At 62.4% G+C, this 14670-nt stretch carries 17 protein-coding genes; 8 read left to right on the top strand and 9 right to left on the bottom strand.

Annotated features, from left to right (window positions below):
- Positions 1 to 55: 55 nt before the first annotated feature.
- The 6 genes from F7R20_RS25485 to F7R20_RS25510 all read right to left on the bottom strand — a co-directional run bounded on the left by F7R20_RS25485 (position 56) and on the right by F7R20_RS25510 (position 6015).
- Complete coding sequence (locus F7R20_RS25485; protein ID WP_013693282.1) at positions 56 to 1036, bottom strand: ABC transporter substrate-binding protein; 981 nt, start codon at positions 1034 to 1036, stop codon at positions 56 to 58.
- Between the two features lie 244 nt (positions 1037 to 1280).
- Positions 1281 to 2450 carry an acetylornithine deacetylase gene (argE, locus tag F7R20_RS25490; RefSeq protein WP_003201558.1) on the bottom strand — a complete coding sequence of 390 codons (1170 nt, stop codon included), beginning with the start codon at positions 2448 to 2450 and terminating at the stop codon, positions 1281 to 1283.
- Positions 2443 to 3117 carry a DUF1028 domain-containing protein gene (locus tag F7R20_RS25495; protein WP_003201557.1) on the bottom strand — a complete coding sequence of 225 codons (675 nt, stop codon included), beginning with the start codon at positions 3115 to 3117 and terminating at the stop codon, positions 2443 to 2445. The genes argE and F7R20_RS25495 overlap by 8 nt, the downstream gene beginning before the upstream one ends.
- 10 nt (positions 3118 to 3127) lie before the next feature.
- Entirely contained in the window at positions 3128 to 3538 is a 411-nt protein-coding gene (locus tag F7R20_RS25500) for a RidA family protein (RefSeq protein ID WP_003201555.1), read from the bottom strand.
- Entirely contained in the window at positions 3538 to 4863 is a 1326-nt protein-coding gene (locus tag F7R20_RS25505; protein WP_003201549.1) for a flavin-containing monooxygenase, read from the bottom strand. The genes F7R20_RS25500 and F7R20_RS25505 overlap by 1 nt, the downstream gene beginning before the upstream one ends.
- A 237-nt stretch (positions 4864 to 5100) precedes the next feature.
- The gene (locus F7R20_RS25510; protein WP_081352553.1) at positions 5101 to 6015 is read right to left on the bottom strand and encodes a LysR family transcriptional regulator; all 915 of its coding nucleotides are present in this window, start codon (positions 6013 to 6015) and stop codon (positions 5101 to 5103) included.
- 121 nt (positions 6016 to 6136) lie between these two features.
- Between F7R20_RS25510 and F7R20_RS25515 the strand changes: the two genes are divergently transcribed.
- The 8 genes from F7R20_RS25515 (at position 6137) to F7R20_RS25550 (ending at position 13217) form a co-directional block, all read left to right on the top strand.
- A complete protein-coding gene (locus tag F7R20_RS25515; protein ID WP_003201545.1) occupies positions 6137 to 6976 on the top strand; it encodes a pirin family protein in 840 nt (279 codons plus the stop codon).
- Positions 6977 to 7027: 51 nt separating this feature from the next.
- Positions 7028 to 8104 carry an alkene reductase gene (locus F7R20_RS25520; RefSeq protein WP_003201543.1) on the top strand — a complete coding sequence of 359 codons (1077 nt, stop codon included), beginning with the start codon at positions 7028 to 7030 and terminating at the stop codon, positions 8102 to 8104.
- Positions 8105 to 8251: 147 nt separating this feature from the next.
- Positions 8252 to 8674 (top strand): nuclear transport factor 2 family protein, encoded by a 423-nt coding sequence (locus F7R20_RS25525; protein WP_003201541.1) that lies wholly within the window; start codon positions 8252 to 8254, stop codon positions 8672 to 8674.
- Positions 8671 to 9426 carry an SDR family NAD(P)-dependent oxidoreductase gene (locus tag F7R20_RS25530; protein WP_003201538.1) on the top strand — a complete coding sequence of 252 codons (756 nt, stop codon included), beginning with the start codon at positions 8671 to 8673 and terminating at the stop codon, positions 9424 to 9426. Before F7R20_RS25525 ends, F7R20_RS25530 begins: the two co-directional genes overlap by 4 nt.
- Positions 9427 to 9429: 3 nt before the next feature.
- Positions 9430 to 10677: an NAD(P)/FAD-dependent oxidoreductase gene (locus tag F7R20_RS25535; RefSeq protein ID WP_003201536.1), complete on the top strand. Its 1248-nt coding sequence runs from the start codon at positions 9430 to 9432 to the stop codon at positions 10675 to 10677.
- Complete coding sequence (locus tag F7R20_RS25540; RefSeq protein WP_003201533.1) at positions 10674 to 11498, top strand: DUF1365 domain-containing protein; 825 nt, start codon at positions 10674 to 10676, stop codon at positions 11496 to 11498. The genes F7R20_RS25535 and F7R20_RS25540 overlap by 4 nt, the downstream gene beginning before the upstream one ends.
- Positions 11461 to 12729 (top strand): SAM-dependent methyltransferase, encoded by a 1269-nt coding sequence (locus tag F7R20_RS25545; RefSeq protein WP_003201531.1) that lies wholly within the window; start codon positions 11461 to 11463, stop codon positions 12727 to 12729. The genes F7R20_RS25540 and F7R20_RS25545 overlap by 38 nt, the downstream gene beginning before the upstream one ends.
- Positions 12729 to 13217, top strand: coding sequence for a DUF2878 domain-containing protein (locus F7R20_RS25550; protein WP_003201530.1), 489 nt, complete (start codon positions 12729 to 12731; stop codon positions 13215 to 13217). Before F7R20_RS25545 ends, F7R20_RS25550 begins: the two co-directional genes overlap by 1 nt.
- Positions 13218 to 13238: 21 nt before the next feature.
- Here the strand turns inward: F7R20_RS25550 and F7R20_RS25555 are convergent, their stop codons facing one another.
- From F7R20_RS25555 to F7R20_RS25565, 3 genes are read right to left on the bottom strand one after another with little or no spacing between them, the layout of a single operon-like run.
- Positions 13239 to 13544: a DUF6482 family protein gene (locus F7R20_RS25555; protein WP_003201529.1), complete on the bottom strand. Its 306-nt coding sequence runs from the start codon at positions 13542 to 13544 to the stop codon at positions 13239 to 13241.
- Positions 13541 to 14065 carry a DUF3833 domain-containing protein gene (locus F7R20_RS25560; protein WP_013693274.1) on the bottom strand — a complete coding sequence of 175 codons (525 nt, stop codon included), beginning with the start codon at positions 14063 to 14065 and terminating at the stop codon, positions 13541 to 13543. The genes F7R20_RS25555 and F7R20_RS25560 overlap by 4 nt, the downstream gene beginning before the upstream one ends.
- Positions 14066 to 14076: 11 nt before the next feature.
- Entirely contained in the window at positions 14077 to 14643 is a 567-nt protein-coding gene (locus F7R20_RS25565; RefSeq protein ID WP_028237013.1) for a chalcone isomerase family protein, read from the bottom strand.
- Positions 14644 to 14670: the final 27 nt, after the last annotated feature.

The raw sequence follows: 14670 nt of genomic DNA on the forward strand, positions 1-14670 counted from the left end.
TTCCCACGCAGGAGCGTGGGAACGATCGGTCCATGGTGAGGAGGCGGTTCGGTGCCTAGCGAGCCGCCCAGGCGTTGAAGCGTTGTTCCAGCTCCTCGCCGTGGTCGACCCAGAACTCCGCATCCACGGCTTGCGCTTCAGCCAGGTTGGCCTCGGCGGTTGGCAACTGCTCCTGTACCGCCGTCGGCAACAGCGCCAGCGTCTTGCGGTGCACCGGCCCATAAGGGATGTTTTCCGAAAACACCTTCTGGGTCTGCGGCTGGCTGGCAAAGGCAATGAACTGCTCGGCCAGGGCCTTGTTCGGCGTGCCCTTGACCACCGCCCAATACTCCGGGTCGTACAGGCTCTGCGGCCAGACAATGCTCAGTTTCATGCCTTCCTTTTGCGCCGACGCGATGCGCCCGTTATAGGCGGCGCTCATCGCCACGTCTCCCGCCACCAACCATTGCGCCGGTTGGGCGCCGGCTTCCCACCATTGGATATTCGGCTTGATCTGATCCAGCTTGGCGAAGGCCCGGGACACGCCCTCCGGCGTGTTCAACACCTTGTACAAGTCCTGCGACTTGACCCCATCGGCCAGCAAGGCGATCTCCAAGGTGTACTTGGCCCCTTTGCGCAGCCCGCGCTTGCCCGGGTACTGGGCAACGTTCCAGAAGTCCGCCCAGGAGCTGGGCGCCTTGGCGAGCTTGCTCTGATCATAGGCCAGGACCATCGACCAGACGTAGGTGGCGACGCCACACTCATTGAGTGCGCCGGGCACATAGTTGGCCGGGTCGCCTAGGCCGGCCAGGTCAAGCTTCTCGAACAAGCCTTCCTCACAGCCTCGCAGCAACTCGGGGCTTTCCACTTCGACCACGTCCCAACTGGTGTGACCGGCCGCGACCATGGCTTTGATCTTCGACAGCTCACCGTTGTATTCGCCGGCCACGATGCTTCCTGCACCGCTGGCGTTGAAGGGTTGGAAGTAGGCCTTGTCCTGGGCCTGCTTGGTGGCGCCGCCAAAGGAAATCACGGTCAAGCTCTGGGGCGCGGCCATGACGCTGGAACTCAACAACGCCAACGCACACGCAATATTGCAACGCAAGGATCTGGACATGAAGCGGTTCCTCGAAAATGCCGGCTCGCCCGCACGAGCCGGCGACGGGACTCAAGGGTGGCCGTAAGCGCGGGCGGAGTGGTCTACAGCAATAAGGCTCTTGTCGGCCCATTCGTTGAGGTCGGCACAACTGGCCGCCAGGATTTTCCTGATGTTGAAATCGTTCACTTTGGCCGCCTCGTGGTCACGGACCATTGGGTTCAGCGAGATAGCTCGCCAACCGATCCATCAAGCGATCGCAGGCGGCCATTTGTTCAACGCTCACGTATTCGTCGGGCTTGTGCCCCTGGTTCATGCTGCCGGGGCCACAGACCACCGTCGGCACGCCAGCCTGGTGAAACAGGCCGCCTTCGGTGCCGAAAGCAACGGTGCTGAAAGCGTCGCTGCCGCACAGTCGCGCAACCAGTTGTGCAGCAGCGCTGTCAGGCGAGGTCGCCAGGCCCGGATAGGCGGACAGTGGTTCAAAACCAATCGCCGTATCGCCCGCCACCGCCTGCATCGCTGGCAGCAGTTCCTGTTCGGCAAAGTCCTGCAATTGCTCGGCCACCACCTGGGGATTGAAATCCGGCAAGGCGCGCACTTCGAAATCGAAACGGCAATCGGCCGGGACAATGTTCAGCGCCGTGCCGCCGTGGATCACCCCGACCTGCACCGTGGAAAACGGTGGATCGAAGCGCGGGTCATGCCGTGATGGTTCGGCCAGCTGTGCACCGATCTCGCCCAAGCGCCCCATCAGGCGCGCCGCCTGCTCGATGGCGTTGACCCCGTAAGGTGCATAGGCCGAATGACAGGCCGCCCCTCGGACATGACAACGCATCGCCAGCTTGCCTTTGTGCCCCAGCACCGGTTGCAGTCGGGTGGGTTCGCCAATCAGGCACAGCGCTGGTTGGGGAATTCGCCGAACCAACACGTCCAACAGGCTGTGAACGCCCAGGCAACCCACCTCTTCGTCATAGGAAAACGCCAGGTGCAGCGGTCGACGAAGCGCGCTGGCGAGGAACATCGGCACCGCTGCCAGCACCGATGCCAGATACCCCTTCATGTCCGCCGTACCACGCCCGAACCATTTGCCGTCCCGCTCGGTCAGGCAGAACGGATCGACCGTCCAGGCCTGCCCATCCACCGGCACCACGTCGGTATGCCCGGACAACACCACGCCACCGGGCACCGCTGGGCCAATGCTCGCCAGCAAGTTGGCCTTGGTTCGCTCGGCGTTGTAGATCAGCTCGCTATCCACGCCCAGCCCTTGCAAGTAATCGCGCACGAACTCGATCAAGGCCAGGTTCGACTCGCGACTGACCGTGGCAAAGCCCACCAGTTCGGCAAGCAGGGCGCGACTGCGCAGCTCACTCATCGCCCGGCACTCCATAACTGGGCGCCAGCGTCGGGTTGAGCGCGCGGGTCAGGTAATCCTGCAATTGCGGCTGATAGGCGAGCCAAAGCTTTTCCAGTTCGCCGATGGGGTTTTCCTCAGCCCAGTCCACCCGCAGATCGACGATGGGCCAGGTCAGGTCATCGACCACCGACAGCGCCGCCGAATGCACCGCCCCGGCCTCCCCGCCTGCCGCCTGTCCAGCCTGCAACGCGCTCACCAAACGTGCTGCAAGACAGCCGGCGCTATGCTCGAAGGCCGCGACCATGGCCTCGATCACCGCACCGTTGGCCAACAGATTCCCAGCCGCCACGCATTGCTCACCGGCCACGGCGTTGTGGGTGCCCAAGGTATGCTCGCCACTGAAAATCGCCGTGCGCCCCTCGGCATCGATCACCGCCACCTGGCGATACTGGCTGTAGCCATTGCGTGCCAGGGTCCGCTCCAGCGCCGCTTGGGCCACCAGGCCGCCGGCCAGTTCGTCAAGAATCTGCGGCCCCAGGGCCGGCAGGGTAATGTTCTGGCTCGACACCGCGCCGACGCCCGCGCGCAACCAGGGGCAACGGGCGCCGACGGCAATGCTTGAGGAACTGATGGCGATGCCCAACTGGCCGGTTTCGGCACAGCGTCCAGCGATGGAAAAAGTCATGCTCCGCTCCTTATTCAGGGATCACCGCGATCACGTCGATTTCCATCAGCCACTGCGGCTGGCCCAGGGCACTGACCACCAACCCGGTGGAGATCGGAAACACGCCCTTGAGCCACTTGCCGACCTCTTGGTACACCGGCTCGCGGTAACGCGGGTCGATCAGGTAAGTGGTGGTCTTGACGATGTGGCTCAGGTCGCTGCCGGCCTCTTCCAACAGTTGCTTGACGTTGCGCATGGCCTGCTCGGCCTGGGCGCGAGGATCGCCCAGGCCCACCAGTTGACCGTTGAAATCAGTGCCAACCTGGCCGCGCACATAGACGGTGTTGCCGGCGCGCACGGCCTGGCACAGGTCGTTGTCCAGCGTCTGGTTCGGGTAGGTGTCCTTGGTGTTGAACATGCGAATACGTGTATGAGTAGGCATCAACGGACTCCCGTGAGACTGGTTTTCGAACGATACGAATCGCTGTCGCGCGCAGGGGCCTGGCGCTGGGCAGCATCTTGATAGGCGAGGTAAATGCGTTGCTTCACGATGTGATCGGCAATGTGCCGGGCGTCATGCCAGACGCCCCAGATGAACGCCGAGCCTCGTCGCGACAACCAGGGCAAGCCGACGAAATACAGGCCCGGTTCGCTGGAAACGCCGCGCTGATGCCGAGGCTTGCCGTTGGCCCCGAGGGCGTCGACCTTCAGCCAGCTGTAGTCCACCGAATAGCCGGTGGCCCAGATGACGCTGGCCACCCCGGCGGCGACCAGGTCCAGCTCCAGGATCGGCTGGGTCAGGCATTGCGGGTCGGGCAACTGGTCGCGGGCTTGAGGTTCGAGCGGCAGGTCCAAGCCATTGCGGGCAATGTAGGCGTCAGCGGCATCCAGCAGCGCCAGATAGTTCTCGTCGCCACGGGCGATGTTTTCGGCAAGATTCGGCTCAAAGCACACCACGCTGCCGTTGAACGATTTCGTCAGCCCCACCAGGGTGATGCCCTCGTGGGCCAGCCGGCGAAAATCCACGGTATGACCGCCACGGGCACCGCTCACCGCAATGGTGACGTGCTCCTTGCCGGGCTTGACCGCTTCCGCATCCCACTCGCCCAACACACCTAGCCACCAGCAGAAATCGCGGTTGCGATAGGCCCTCGGCGGACGATCGTGGGCACCCACCGAGAGATAGACCTGCTTGCCGGCGCGCTGCAGCTCATCGGCGATCTGCACCCCCGACGACCCGGCGCCCACCACCAACACCGCCCCCTCGGGCAATTGCCGGGGATTGCGGTACTGGGCCGAGTGCAGCTGGGTAACCGTCGCCATATCCGGCGCAATTGGTGGAATCACCGGCTGCTGAAAGGGCCCAGTGGCGACGACGACATGGATCGCCTCGATCAAGCCTTCGGAGGTTTCAATGGTGAAGCCTGGGCGACCGACATTGCGCTCGACTTTCCTGACGTCCACGCCGGTACGGATCGGCGCGTTGAACTTGCTGGCATAGGCTTCGAAATAATCGGCCACCTGGTCCTTTGTCGCGAAGTCATCTGGACCGAGCCCGTCGAATTCCAACCCCGGAAAGCGGTCATGCCAGGCCGGCCCGTTGGCCACCAGCGAATCCCAGCGTGATGTGCGCCAGGCTTCGGCAATGCGGCTTCGCTCCACCACCAGATGCGGCACGCCTTGCCGGCTCAAGTGCTCACTCATGGCTATGCCGGCCTGGCCGGCGCCTATAACAAGCGTATCGATGCGTAGGGTTTCAACGGGCATGTCTGTGCACTTCCGGCAGTAGGTTTGGTTCAGGCCGGCATAGCGCCGCCTCGGGTTCTGATTTTTTTGTTCTGCGCTTGCAGCTATCGAGATCAGATGTCGAGGCGATTGTGTTGGCGGGGGGAGATTTGCGAAACGAGGGTTTTTATCGTTGCTGGGAAGGAAAAAAATGGGCTATTGCGTGATGATCGTTCCCACATTGGTTCTGCGTGAGAACGATCGATCGCGTTAACTAGTTCACTGCATCCGCGCCGGAAACGCTTTGAGTTCCAGTTTCTCCATCACCAACCCGATGAACGCCGAAACCGCCAGCGGCAACTGCCGCCGGCTCGGATAGAGCACATTCAGGCCGAAGCCGATGCGCCGGTATTGCGGCAGCACACGCACCAGGCTTCCGGCTTCCAGATCGAGGCTGCTCAGCGCCCCCGGCAACACGGCGATGCCCAGGCCCGCGACGGTCGCCCTGCGCAACGCCTGGGCGGTGTTGGCGTGGAATCGGCTGGCGATCTGCACCTGTTCCTCGATGCCGTCCGGGCCAACGAATCGCCAATGGGCCATGCCGCCGGGTTGGCCGAAACTCACGCCGTCGTGGTGAGCCAGGTCCTGCAACGAAAGCGGCGTGCCGCGCGCGGCAATGTACGCGGGACTGGCAACCATGCCGTCGCCGTCGTTCTTGAGCAATTGACGACCGACATACCCCGAGTCCTGCAAGGGACCGCCGCGAAAGGCAACGTCGATGCGGTCGGCAATCAGATCGACCCGGGCATCGCTGAGCACGAAATCAAGTTGCACTCGCGGATGTGCGGCTAAAAAGTCGGCCACCCATTCCATCGGGAAGAAATCGAAAAAATCCGCCATCGCCGCGATGCGCACCAGGCCGCTGGGCTCCTCGCTGCCCATCATCAGTTCCTGTCCGGCATCCATCAGGCCGTCCACCGCATCCACGCAGCGTTCATAAAATCCCTGGCCCGCATGGGTCAGCGTGAGTTTGCGGGTCGAGCGCTGCAAAAGACGCGATTCCAGTTGCGCCTCCAACTGCTGGACCCGTCGGCTGACGGTATTGGAAGGCATCCCCAGGCGCCTGGCAGCTTCGGCGAAGCTGCCGCTGCGGACCACCTGGACGAACAGCGCAACATCGTTGAGATCGAGCATGGCGCGCACATTCCTTCGTTTCATGGATGAGTTCAATCCGATTGTATCGGCTAATCAATCCATTGGCAGGCACTTATCCTTCTCGCATCGAGGCCCGACGCCCAAGACTTGGAGGCAACCCATGAACAGCACCGTCGCAGCACCGCCGCGCGCCATCGTCCACCGCACCTCCGGCAGCAGCCATGGGCCGATCACCCGGCTCATGAGCCCCGGCGACCTGGGCCAGCTCTGCAAGCCATTCGTGTTTCTCGATCACTTCGCCTTCAACGCCGATGCCATGCAAAGAGGTTTCGGCATGCACCCTCATTCCGGGATCGCCACGCTGACCTACATGATCGAGGGACAAGTGATCTACGAAGACACCACGGGCCAGTCAGGCACGCTGCCCAGCGGCGGCATGGAGTGGATGCAAGCCGGTAACGGCGTGTGGCACACCGCCCGGCCGGTCGCAGGTTCGCCGATCCAAGGCTTCCAGCTCTGGGTTGCGCTGCCGGCGGCGGAAGAAAATGCCCCGGCCAGCAGCGTCTACCTGGCCCCCTCCGAGATCCCCCGTGAAGGTCCGGCGCTGGTATTGCTCGGCCAATACGGCGCGGCCCGCAGTAGCGTCGCGGCGCCAGCGGGCATGAATTACCTCGCCGTGCAGTTGCAGGACAACGAGCACTGGCGCTACACGCCACCGGCCGGGCACACCGTCGCCTGGCTGGCGGTCAACGACGGCAGTCTCGATGCTGGCGGCCACGTCAATGCTGGAGAAATGGTGGTATTCGAAGCGTCCGGAGAGGCCATCGACATCGTTGCCCGAGGCGCGACCTCCTTCGTACTCGGTTCGGCGGTCAAGCATCCCCACGACCTGGTGATGGGCTACTACTCGGTGCACACCAGCGAGGCCGCCCTGGAAAAAGGCGAGAAAGAAATCCAGCGCATCGGCGCCCTTTTGCAACAAGAGGGTCGGTTGGCCTGACCGACCCTCGACTCAACCCCTAATTCCTACCCGATCCCTTAGAGGTGAATCATGACTGACATCGGTCTCGATCTTCTGTTGTCCCGCACTCAAGTCGGCAAGCTGTCCCTGAACAACCGCATGATAATGGCACCGATGACCCGCAGCCGCGCGGGCGCTGGCGATGCAGCCACGCCCCTGATGGCCGAGTACTACAGCCAACGGGCCAGCGCCGGCCTGATCATCAGCGAAGGCTCCCAGGTGTCGGCCCAGGGCAAGGGTTACCTGAGAACGCCAGGGATCTTTACTCCTGAGCAGATCACCGGCTGGAAACAGGTGACCGACGCGGTCCATGCCGAGGGCGGGCAGATCTTCTTGCAGCTCTGGCACGTGGGCCGTCTTTCCCATCCATTGGTGCAGGTCAACGGCGCCCAACCCGTAGCCCCCTCGGCAATCAAGGCCGATGGCGAGATCTACACCCCCGAAGGGCTCAAGCCCTATGAACTGCCACGGGCCCTGGCGCTCGATGAAATCCCCGGCGTGGTCGCCGACTTCCGCCAGGCCGCGGCCAACGCGAAGCTGGCCGGCTTTGACGGTGTGGAGATTCATGGCGCCAACGGCTACTTGATCGACCAGTTCCTGCGTGACGGCACCAACCAACGTACCGATGCCTACGGCGGCTCGATCGAGAACCGCGCGCGCTTCCTCAAGGAAGTGGTCGAGTCGGTGATCGAAGTCTTCGGCGCCAGCCGTGTCGGCGTTCGCCTGTCGCCGATCTTCAGCTACTTCTCGATGAGCGACAGCAACCCGCAGGCGACTTTCGACTACACGGCCAGAATGCTCAGCCGCTACGGCCTGGCTTACCTGCACATCGTGGAATTGGGCGAAGGCCCGTTCGACTTCCTGGAACTCAAGCGTCGCTTCGGTGGGACGTACATTGCCAATGGCGGCTACAGCGCCGAACGCGCCGCCACTGCTATCAGCCGTGGAGAAGCTGACCTGGTGGCATTCGGCACGCCGTTTTTGGCAAACCCGGACCTGGTGGAACGTTTCAAACGAGGCCAGGCGCTGAACACCCCTGATGCATCGACGTTCTACCAGGGCGACGAGCGCGGTTATACCGACTATCCGACCCTGACCGAGGCCTGAGGCCCAGCGTCCAGCGCGCGTCTCGCTATGCATTATACAAAACAGCGAAATTACTTGTACAAAACACTTTAATTTGTACAAGGCGTGCAGTAGGCTTCTAAAAACTTGTACAGGAATTATTTCCTGTACAACAATCGGAGCCTATGCATGTCCGTCTACCTCCAGCGTTTCGCCCACGCTTTCGCCGAGCTGGACGCCAGTCGCCTGGCTGAGCTCGATGAGCTCTACAGCGCCGACATACAGTTCCAAGACCCTCTGCACCGGATCGAAGGCCTGTCGGCCCTGCGCACTTACTTTGCCCAGTTGTACGCCAACGTCAGCAACCTGCGCTATGACTTCCACGCCTTCGATGAAGTCGGTGCCGGAGAGGGCTATCTGCGCTGGACCCTGCATTTCAGTCATCCTCGCCTGGCGCAAGGAGCACCCATCGCGCTGCAAGGCTGCAGCTATCTGCGTTGGAATGATCGAGTCTACCTGCACCAAGACTTTTTCGACGCAGGCGCCCTGCTCTACGAACATCTGCCGCTGTTTGGATCGGTGATTCGCTGGCTCAAGCGGAGGTTGGCATGAGCCGTGTCTGGCTGACCGGCGCCAGCAGCGGCATTGGCGCGGCATTGGCGGCAGTCCTTCTGGAACAGGGGCATCACCTGGCTGTGAGTGCGCGCCGGACCCACCCCCTGGAGACGTTGGCCACACGCTATCAAGACCAGATATTGGTGCTACCGGGCGACCTGACCGACCCGCACCAGGTCGCCACGATCTGCCAGCAGATTGACCTTCATTGGGGGGCGCTCGACCTGGTAATCCTCAATGCCGGCACCTGCGAATACCTGGAGCCGGACCACTTCGACACCCGCCTGGTCGAACGACTCATCAACACCAACCTGCTGGGTACTTGCCATTGCCTGGAGGCCGCCCTGCCCTTGCTGCGCCGGGGCCAGCGTCCACATCTGGTGGCGGTGAGCAGTGCGGTCACCTGGCTGGCCCTGCCTCGCGCCGGCGCCTACGGTGCGTCCAAAGCCGCGTTGCGTTATCTGATCGAATCCTTGCGCATCGACCTGGCCGCCGAGGGTATCGATGTCACCCTGGTCAGTCCCGGCTTCGTCGACACGCCACTGACCCGACGCAACGACTTCCCCATGCCCATGCGCTGGTCGGCGCAACGAGCGGCCCGCCATATCGCGCGACGCCTGCCGGCGCGCCCGCTAGACATTGCGTTTCCGTGGTCCTTCACGCTGGTCCTGCGCCTGCTCGGGCATTTGCCTGCCCGCTGGCGTCTGGCCCTTGGCCAACGCCTGGCACGCCCTTCCAAGGAGTCATGAAGCATGCGCATCGCGATCATCGGCAGCGGCATTTCCGGGCTGACATGTGCTTACCTGTTGGCCCGCAGGCACCAGATTACCCTGTTCGAGGCCGACGACAGGATAGGTGGCCACACCCACACCGTGGATGTCGATTGGCAGGGGCAGCGCTATGGCGTAGACACAGGCTTCATTGTGTACAACGACTGGACCTACCCGAATTTCATCCGTCTGCTGGACCAGTTGGGCGTCGCGTCTCGCCCTACTGAAATGAGCTTCTCCGTGCATGATCCGGCCACCGGCCAGGAGTATAAGGGCCACACCCTGCGCAGCCTGTTCGCCCGCCGTGGCAATCTGTTTTCACCCGGGTTCTGGGGCATGCTGTGGGACATACTCAGGTTCAATCGGCAGGCCACCGCCGACCTGCAGGCGCAGCGCATCGATAGCAGCGCCCGGCTCGGCGACTACCTGCACAGCCAAGGGTATAGCCAACGTTTCATCGATCACTACATCGTCCCCATGGGCGCAGCAATCTGGTCGATGTCGCCCGCCGGGATGCTGGAGTTCCCGCTCGAGTTCTTTGTGCGCTTTTGCCACAACCACGGCCTCATGTCGGTCAATCAGCGCCCTCAATGGCGCGTGATCGCGGGCGGCTCACGTGGCTACATCGAGCCTTTGTGTGCAGCCTTTCGCGAACATATCCGGCTCAATTGCCCAGTGCAGTGTGTCAGTCGCAACGTTGCCGGGGTAAGCGTGACCAGCAGCGCCGGCACCGAGCATTTCGATAAGGTGGTGTTCGCCTGCCACAGCGACCAGGCCCTCGCCCTGCTCGAGGCGCCAAGCATGGCAGAGCGTGAAGTACTCGGCGCCCTGACCTACGCCAGCAATGAAGTGCTGCTGCACACCGACACCCGCCTGCTTCCCCAACGCCCCCAGGCCTGGGCGAGCTGGAACTATCGCCTCGGTGGCCCTGCGCAGGCACCTGCCGCGGTGACCTACAACATGAACCTGCTCCAGGGCCTGGACGCCCCGGTGACCTTCTGCGTAAGCCTCAACCAGGGCGACGCGGTCGACCCGGTCAAGGTGCTTGCGCGCTTCGATTATGCGCACCCTCAGTACAGCCTCGCCGCCATTGCCGCCCAGGGCCGACAAGGTGATCTGCAAGGGCATCAGCACAGCTATTTCTGCGGCGCCTACTGGGCCAACGGCTTCCATGAGGATGGCGTGGTCAGTGCGCTCGACGTGGCGAAGCATTTCGGAGAACAGCTTTGAACAGCAGTGTGTGTCGCGGCTGGATTGATCATCGGCGCCATACGCCGCGAATCCATGCCTTCCGCTATCGGATCGGCATGCTTTACGTGGACCTCGCCGAACAGGAACACATGCTGGGGTTGTCGCGCCTGCTGCGGCCCTGGTCCTGGGCCCCCCTGTGCTGGCGCGAGCGCGACTACCTGCCATCGCACACCCGCCATGGGGTTTCTCTGGTCGATGCCGTGCGCCAGATCCTCGATGAAGCCCTGGGTGCCGCTCCCCAAGGGGCGATTCACCTGCTGACTCAACCGCGCAGTTGGGGCCTGTCGTTCAACCCGGTTAGTTTCTATTTCTGCCATGAAGCCAACGGGCGCCTGGCGGCGATCCTATGTGAAGTGCGCAACACCCCATGGCGCGAGCGCTATCACTATGTATTGCCGGTGCCTGCTGGCGAACCCTGTGCCTTCAGGGTGGCCAAGGCGTTTCACGTATCGCCATTCCTGCCTCGGGATATGGACTATCACATGGGGTTCCTGGTCCAGGACACGCACATCCGCATACGCATGGAGAACTGGCGCGAAGGCCACAAGGTGTTCGAGGCCGACCTGGCGCTCAAGCGCCACCCCCTCGACGCCTCCTCGCTGCGCCGACATGTCCTGGCCTTCCCCTGGATGAGCCTGCGCACCGTAAGCGCCATTTACTGGCAGGCCCTGCGCCTGCTTTTCAAACGCACGCCCCTCTACGCCCATCAGGCCAGCGAAGACGGCCTGAGTCTGGGTCAAACCGCTCACAAGGATCCCAATCATGCCCGAACCGACCCTGAGCGCTACCAAGGCAGGTAGTTGCGACCTCTTTAACGGAGGCTTATTCAAGCAAGCCGTGCTGGGTCAGTTGCGCCGCCTGCGTCATGGCCACCTGCGGCTGCTACTCAATGGCGAGCCATTGAGCTTCGGTGACCTGGCCAGCCCCTTGATGGCCGAGCTCGAGATCCTCGACGACGCGGTCTGGGGCATGGTTGCCTGCAACGGCTCCATCGGCGCTGGCGAGGCTTATGTCCACGGCTATTGGCGCAGCGGCGACCTGACGGCTGTGACGCGCCTGTTCGTTGCCAACCTGGATGTGCTCGACGCCATGGACAGCGGCCTGGCGCGCGTCGGTCACCCGTTGTTGCGCTGGCTGCACTGGCTCAACCGCAACAGTCGACGGGGCTCGCGGCGCAATATCATTGCCCATTACGACTTGGGCAATGCTCTGTTCGAGCGCCTGCTCGATCCCACCATGATGTATTCAGCCGCCCTGTTCGAAAGCCCGGAACAGAGCCTGGAAGAGGCCCAGCTCAACAAGCTCGCCCGTATCTGCCGAAAACTCGACCTGCGCCCCGGCGACCATTTGCTGGAAATCGGCACGGGCTGGGGCAGCCTCGCCATCTACGCAGCCAGCCATTATGGCTGCAAGGTGACCACCACCACACTGTCCCTGGAGCAATACACCCACACTTGTCGACGTGTCGAAGAATTGGGCTTGCAACAGCAGGTTCAAGTGTTACGCAAGGACTACCGAGACTTGCAAGGGCGCTACGACAAGCTGGTGTCCATTGAAATGATCGAAGCCGTCGGGCATCGCTATCTGCCCGAGTACTTCCGGCGCTGCGCCGCGCTGCTCAAGGACGACGGGCTGATGCTGCTGCAATCGATCACGATCCGCGACCAGCGTTATGAGCAGGCCCGACGCTCGGTGGACTTTATCCAGCGCCATGTTTTTCCCGGTGGCGCGTTACCGTCACTGTCGATCCTGCTGAAGACTGCCAGCACCCAGACGCCGCTCAACCTCCTGCATCTCGAGGATTTCGGGGCGCACTACGCCCGTACACTACGGCACTGGCACGACAACTTTCGCCAATCGCACCAGGCATTGGCGCAGCTGGGCTACGACGAAACCTTCCAGCGCCTGTGGGAGTTCTACCTGTGTTACTGCGAAGGTGGATTCATCGAGCGTGCCATCGGCGTGGCCCAACTGCTCTTCGCCGGGCCCGGCGCCCGTCGACCCGCCCTGCTGGAGTACCAGGATACGTGATGAGCCGCAGCGGCCTGATCGTCAATGCCCTCTGGTTGCAACTGGGTTGGTGGGGCTGTGTGCTCGGGGCACAGGATCCGTGGTGGCTGTTGCCGGTGGTCATCGGATTGCTGGCCCACCTGTGGCTGTGTCCTGCTCCCCGGGCAGAGATGTTTGCGGTGATGCGTGTCGGGCTCAGTGGCATGCTGCTGGACTGGAGCCTGGGTACGCAGGGCTTGTTCATATTCAAGCAAACCCCGCTGCCGCTCTGGCTGGCACTGCTCTGGCTGGTGTTTGCCACAGGCCTGCGTCATAGCCTGGCCTGGGCCATGCGGCCGGTATGGCGTGGTGTATTGCTGGGCTTGGTCGGTGGCCCGCTGGCTTATTGCGTGGGGGCGCCACTGGCGGGCGTCGCCTTGCCACTGGGAGTCGTTGGCACCGCCCTGTTCCTGGCACCGCTCTGGGCGTTATGGCTTCCCCTGGCGCTGCGCCTGGCCGAGCCGAACTGAGCGGGCCCCGGAACGCCGTCGCTACCAGGGCTCGTCGAGGAAAAGCGGCATGCGCAAGGGCTCGATCGGCCCCTCGCGCTGGCCGCACATCTCATCATGGACAACCTGTTGCACCAGCGTGCAAGGCAGCCGCGGGACGAAACGCAGCAGCTCACGTAAATGAGTGGTGGAACGTATATGCAACGTCTTTCCCGACTCATCGAGCAACGTACGCAGGCCACCGTCCAGTCGGGCGCGCAACACGTAGATGCCACCCTCCAGCGACAACAACTCCAGTTCATGGATCCGCCCGTCGACAGCCAACTCGGTAAGCGCCTGCAAGTTCATGGCGAGCTCACGGCCTGACGACGGAAAAACAGGGTCACCTGCCCCAATTCGACACCCAGCTTGCTCATGCTGGAGCGATTGATCAGCGTGTCCTCATCCATCAGGTACATCCAGTCATCAAACTCCACCTCGTAGGTCGAGCCATCGACCGGCAGGTTCAACCGATAACGCCAGCGCAGCGCATTGCCGGCCACTTCTCCTCGCGCCAGGCCGATCACATCGTCAGCGCGACCACGCCACAGGCCGGGTCCCTCGGGAGTCAGCGTCCAGACCCGTCGCTGACGGCTGCCGTCGCTATAGAGAAAGCGCTCATCGAGGATCAGGTGCTCTCCCTCGTGACGGCTGGAAATGTCCACCTCAAAGCGCTTGATCACTTCGCCCGAGCGCTTTTGATAGATCCCCCAGGCCTTGACGGGTTGGCTGAAGAAGCGCTCCAGATCCAGTCGGGGTTGCTGGTCGGCATAACGTTCGACATTCACATTCCCGCAACTGGTCAGGCCCAGTATCAGCAGCAATGCCATCAGAAAATGTCTCACTGATTATCTCTCCCATCACGTGAGGTTTTTATTCCAAGTAATTGATTTCTAAGGATAGGCTCCTGAGTTCGAGGATCGAGCCAGATGGCAAAAAATGCCCGGGCGAATAGTGGGTCCGTGACCGCCAGAGACAGTTTTTCACCCACATAGAAACGACAGCCCTGCCCCGGCAGGTACAGACCGGTGATACGACTTCCAGGCTTCACATCAATAAAGGCACGGCGCATTTGAGCGGCCCATTCGTCCCGGCGCTTGGCGTCCAGGGGCGCACCGTTGAGGCGCTGCATTTCCTTCAGGCTCGTTTCGACCAAAGACTCTTTGTCGATGGCGCGTCGGTAATTGAGTTCCAGGGCAAACGCCGTTTCCAGGCTTGGCGCAGCGGCCGCACTCCAGAGCCTGGCCTGATAGAGGTCGAACCCATACCAGTCGAAATCGGCTTGCCCGACCAGGCGCGCGCCTGGCAATACGCCGCGCCAGTCCGACAAGGCTTGGGGGCAATAAAGCGTAAACATGCAAAGCGCTATGGCGACCAGGCTTTTCCTGAGCGCGAACGACCGGGCCATGAAGGCGTTACCCGTTTATCAAGGGAG

It is taken from the genome of Pseudomonas brassicacearum subsp. brassicacearum (assembly GCF_008801605.1).
Classification (GTDB): Bacteria; Pseudomonadota; Gammaproteobacteria; order Pseudomonadales; family Pseudomonadaceae; genus Aquipseudomonas; species Aquipseudomonas brassicacearum.

What these genes read in the sequence shown, in the direction of transcription:
- F7R20_RS25485 (WP_013693282.1), bottom strand. Translation starts at nt 1,036, where the DNA reads ATGGCCGCGCCCCAGAGCTTGACCGTGATTTCCTTTGGCGGCGCCACC.
- argE (WP_003201558.1), bottom strand. Translation starts at nt 2,450, where the DNA reads ATGAGTGAGCTGCGCAGTCGCGCCCTGCTTGCCGAACTGGTGGGCTTT.
- F7R20_RS25495 (WP_003201557.1), bottom strand. Translation starts at nt 3,117, where the DNA reads ATGACTTTTTCCATCGCTGGACGCTGTGCCGAAACCGGCCAGTTGGGC.
- F7R20_RS25500 (WP_003201555.1), bottom strand. Translation starts at nt 3,538, where the DNA reads ATGCCTACTCATACACGTATTCGCATGTTCAACACCAAGGACACCTAC.
- F7R20_RS25505 (WP_003201549.1), bottom strand. Translation starts at nt 4,863, where the DNA reads ATGCCCGTTGAAACCCTACGCATCGATACGCTTGTTATAGGCGCCGGC.
- F7R20_RS25510 (WP_081352553.1), bottom strand. Translation starts at nt 6,015, where the DNA reads ATGCTCGATCTCAACGATGTTGCGCTGTTCGTCCAGGTGGTCCGCAGC.
- F7R20_RS25515 (WP_003201545.1), top strand. Translation starts at nt 6,137, where the DNA reads ATGAACAGCACCGTCGCAGCACCGCCGCGCGCCATCGTCCACCGCACC.
- F7R20_RS25520 (WP_003201543.1), top strand. Translation starts at nt 7,028, where the DNA reads ATGACTGACATCGGTCTCGATCTTCTGTTGTCCCGCACTCAAGTCGGC.
- F7R20_RS25525 (WP_003201541.1), top strand. Translation starts at nt 8,252, where the DNA reads ATGTCCGTCTACCTCCAGCGTTTCGCCCACGCTTTCGCCGAGCTGGAC.
- F7R20_RS25530 (WP_003201538.1), top strand. Translation starts at nt 8,671, where the DNA reads ATGAGCCGTGTCTGGCTGACCGGCGCCAGCAGCGGCATTGGCGCGGCA.
- F7R20_RS25535 (WP_003201536.1), top strand. Translation starts at nt 9,430, where the DNA reads ATGCGCATCGCGATCATCGGCAGCGGCATTTCCGGGCTGACATGTGCT.
- F7R20_RS25545 (WP_003201531.1), top strand. Translation starts at nt 11,461, where the DNA reads ATGCCCGAACCGACCCTGAGCGCTACCAAGGCAGGTAGTTGCGACCTC.
- F7R20_RS25550 (WP_003201530.1), top strand. Translation starts at nt 12,729, where the DNA reads ATGAGCCGCAGCGGCCTGATCGTCAATGCCCTCTGGTTGCAACTGGGT.
- F7R20_RS25555 (WP_003201529.1), bottom strand. Translation starts at nt 13,544, where the DNA reads ATGAACTTGCAGGCGCTTACCGAGTTGGCTGTCGACGGGCGGATCCAT.
- F7R20_RS25560 (WP_013693274.1), bottom strand. Translation starts at nt 14,065, where the DNA reads ATGGCATTGCTGCTGATACTGGGCCTGACCAGTTGCGGGAATGTGAAT.
- F7R20_RS25565 (WP_028237013.1), bottom strand. Translation starts at nt 14,643, where the DNA reads ATGGCCCGGTCGTTCGCGCTCAGGAAAAGCCTGGTCGCCATAGCGCTT.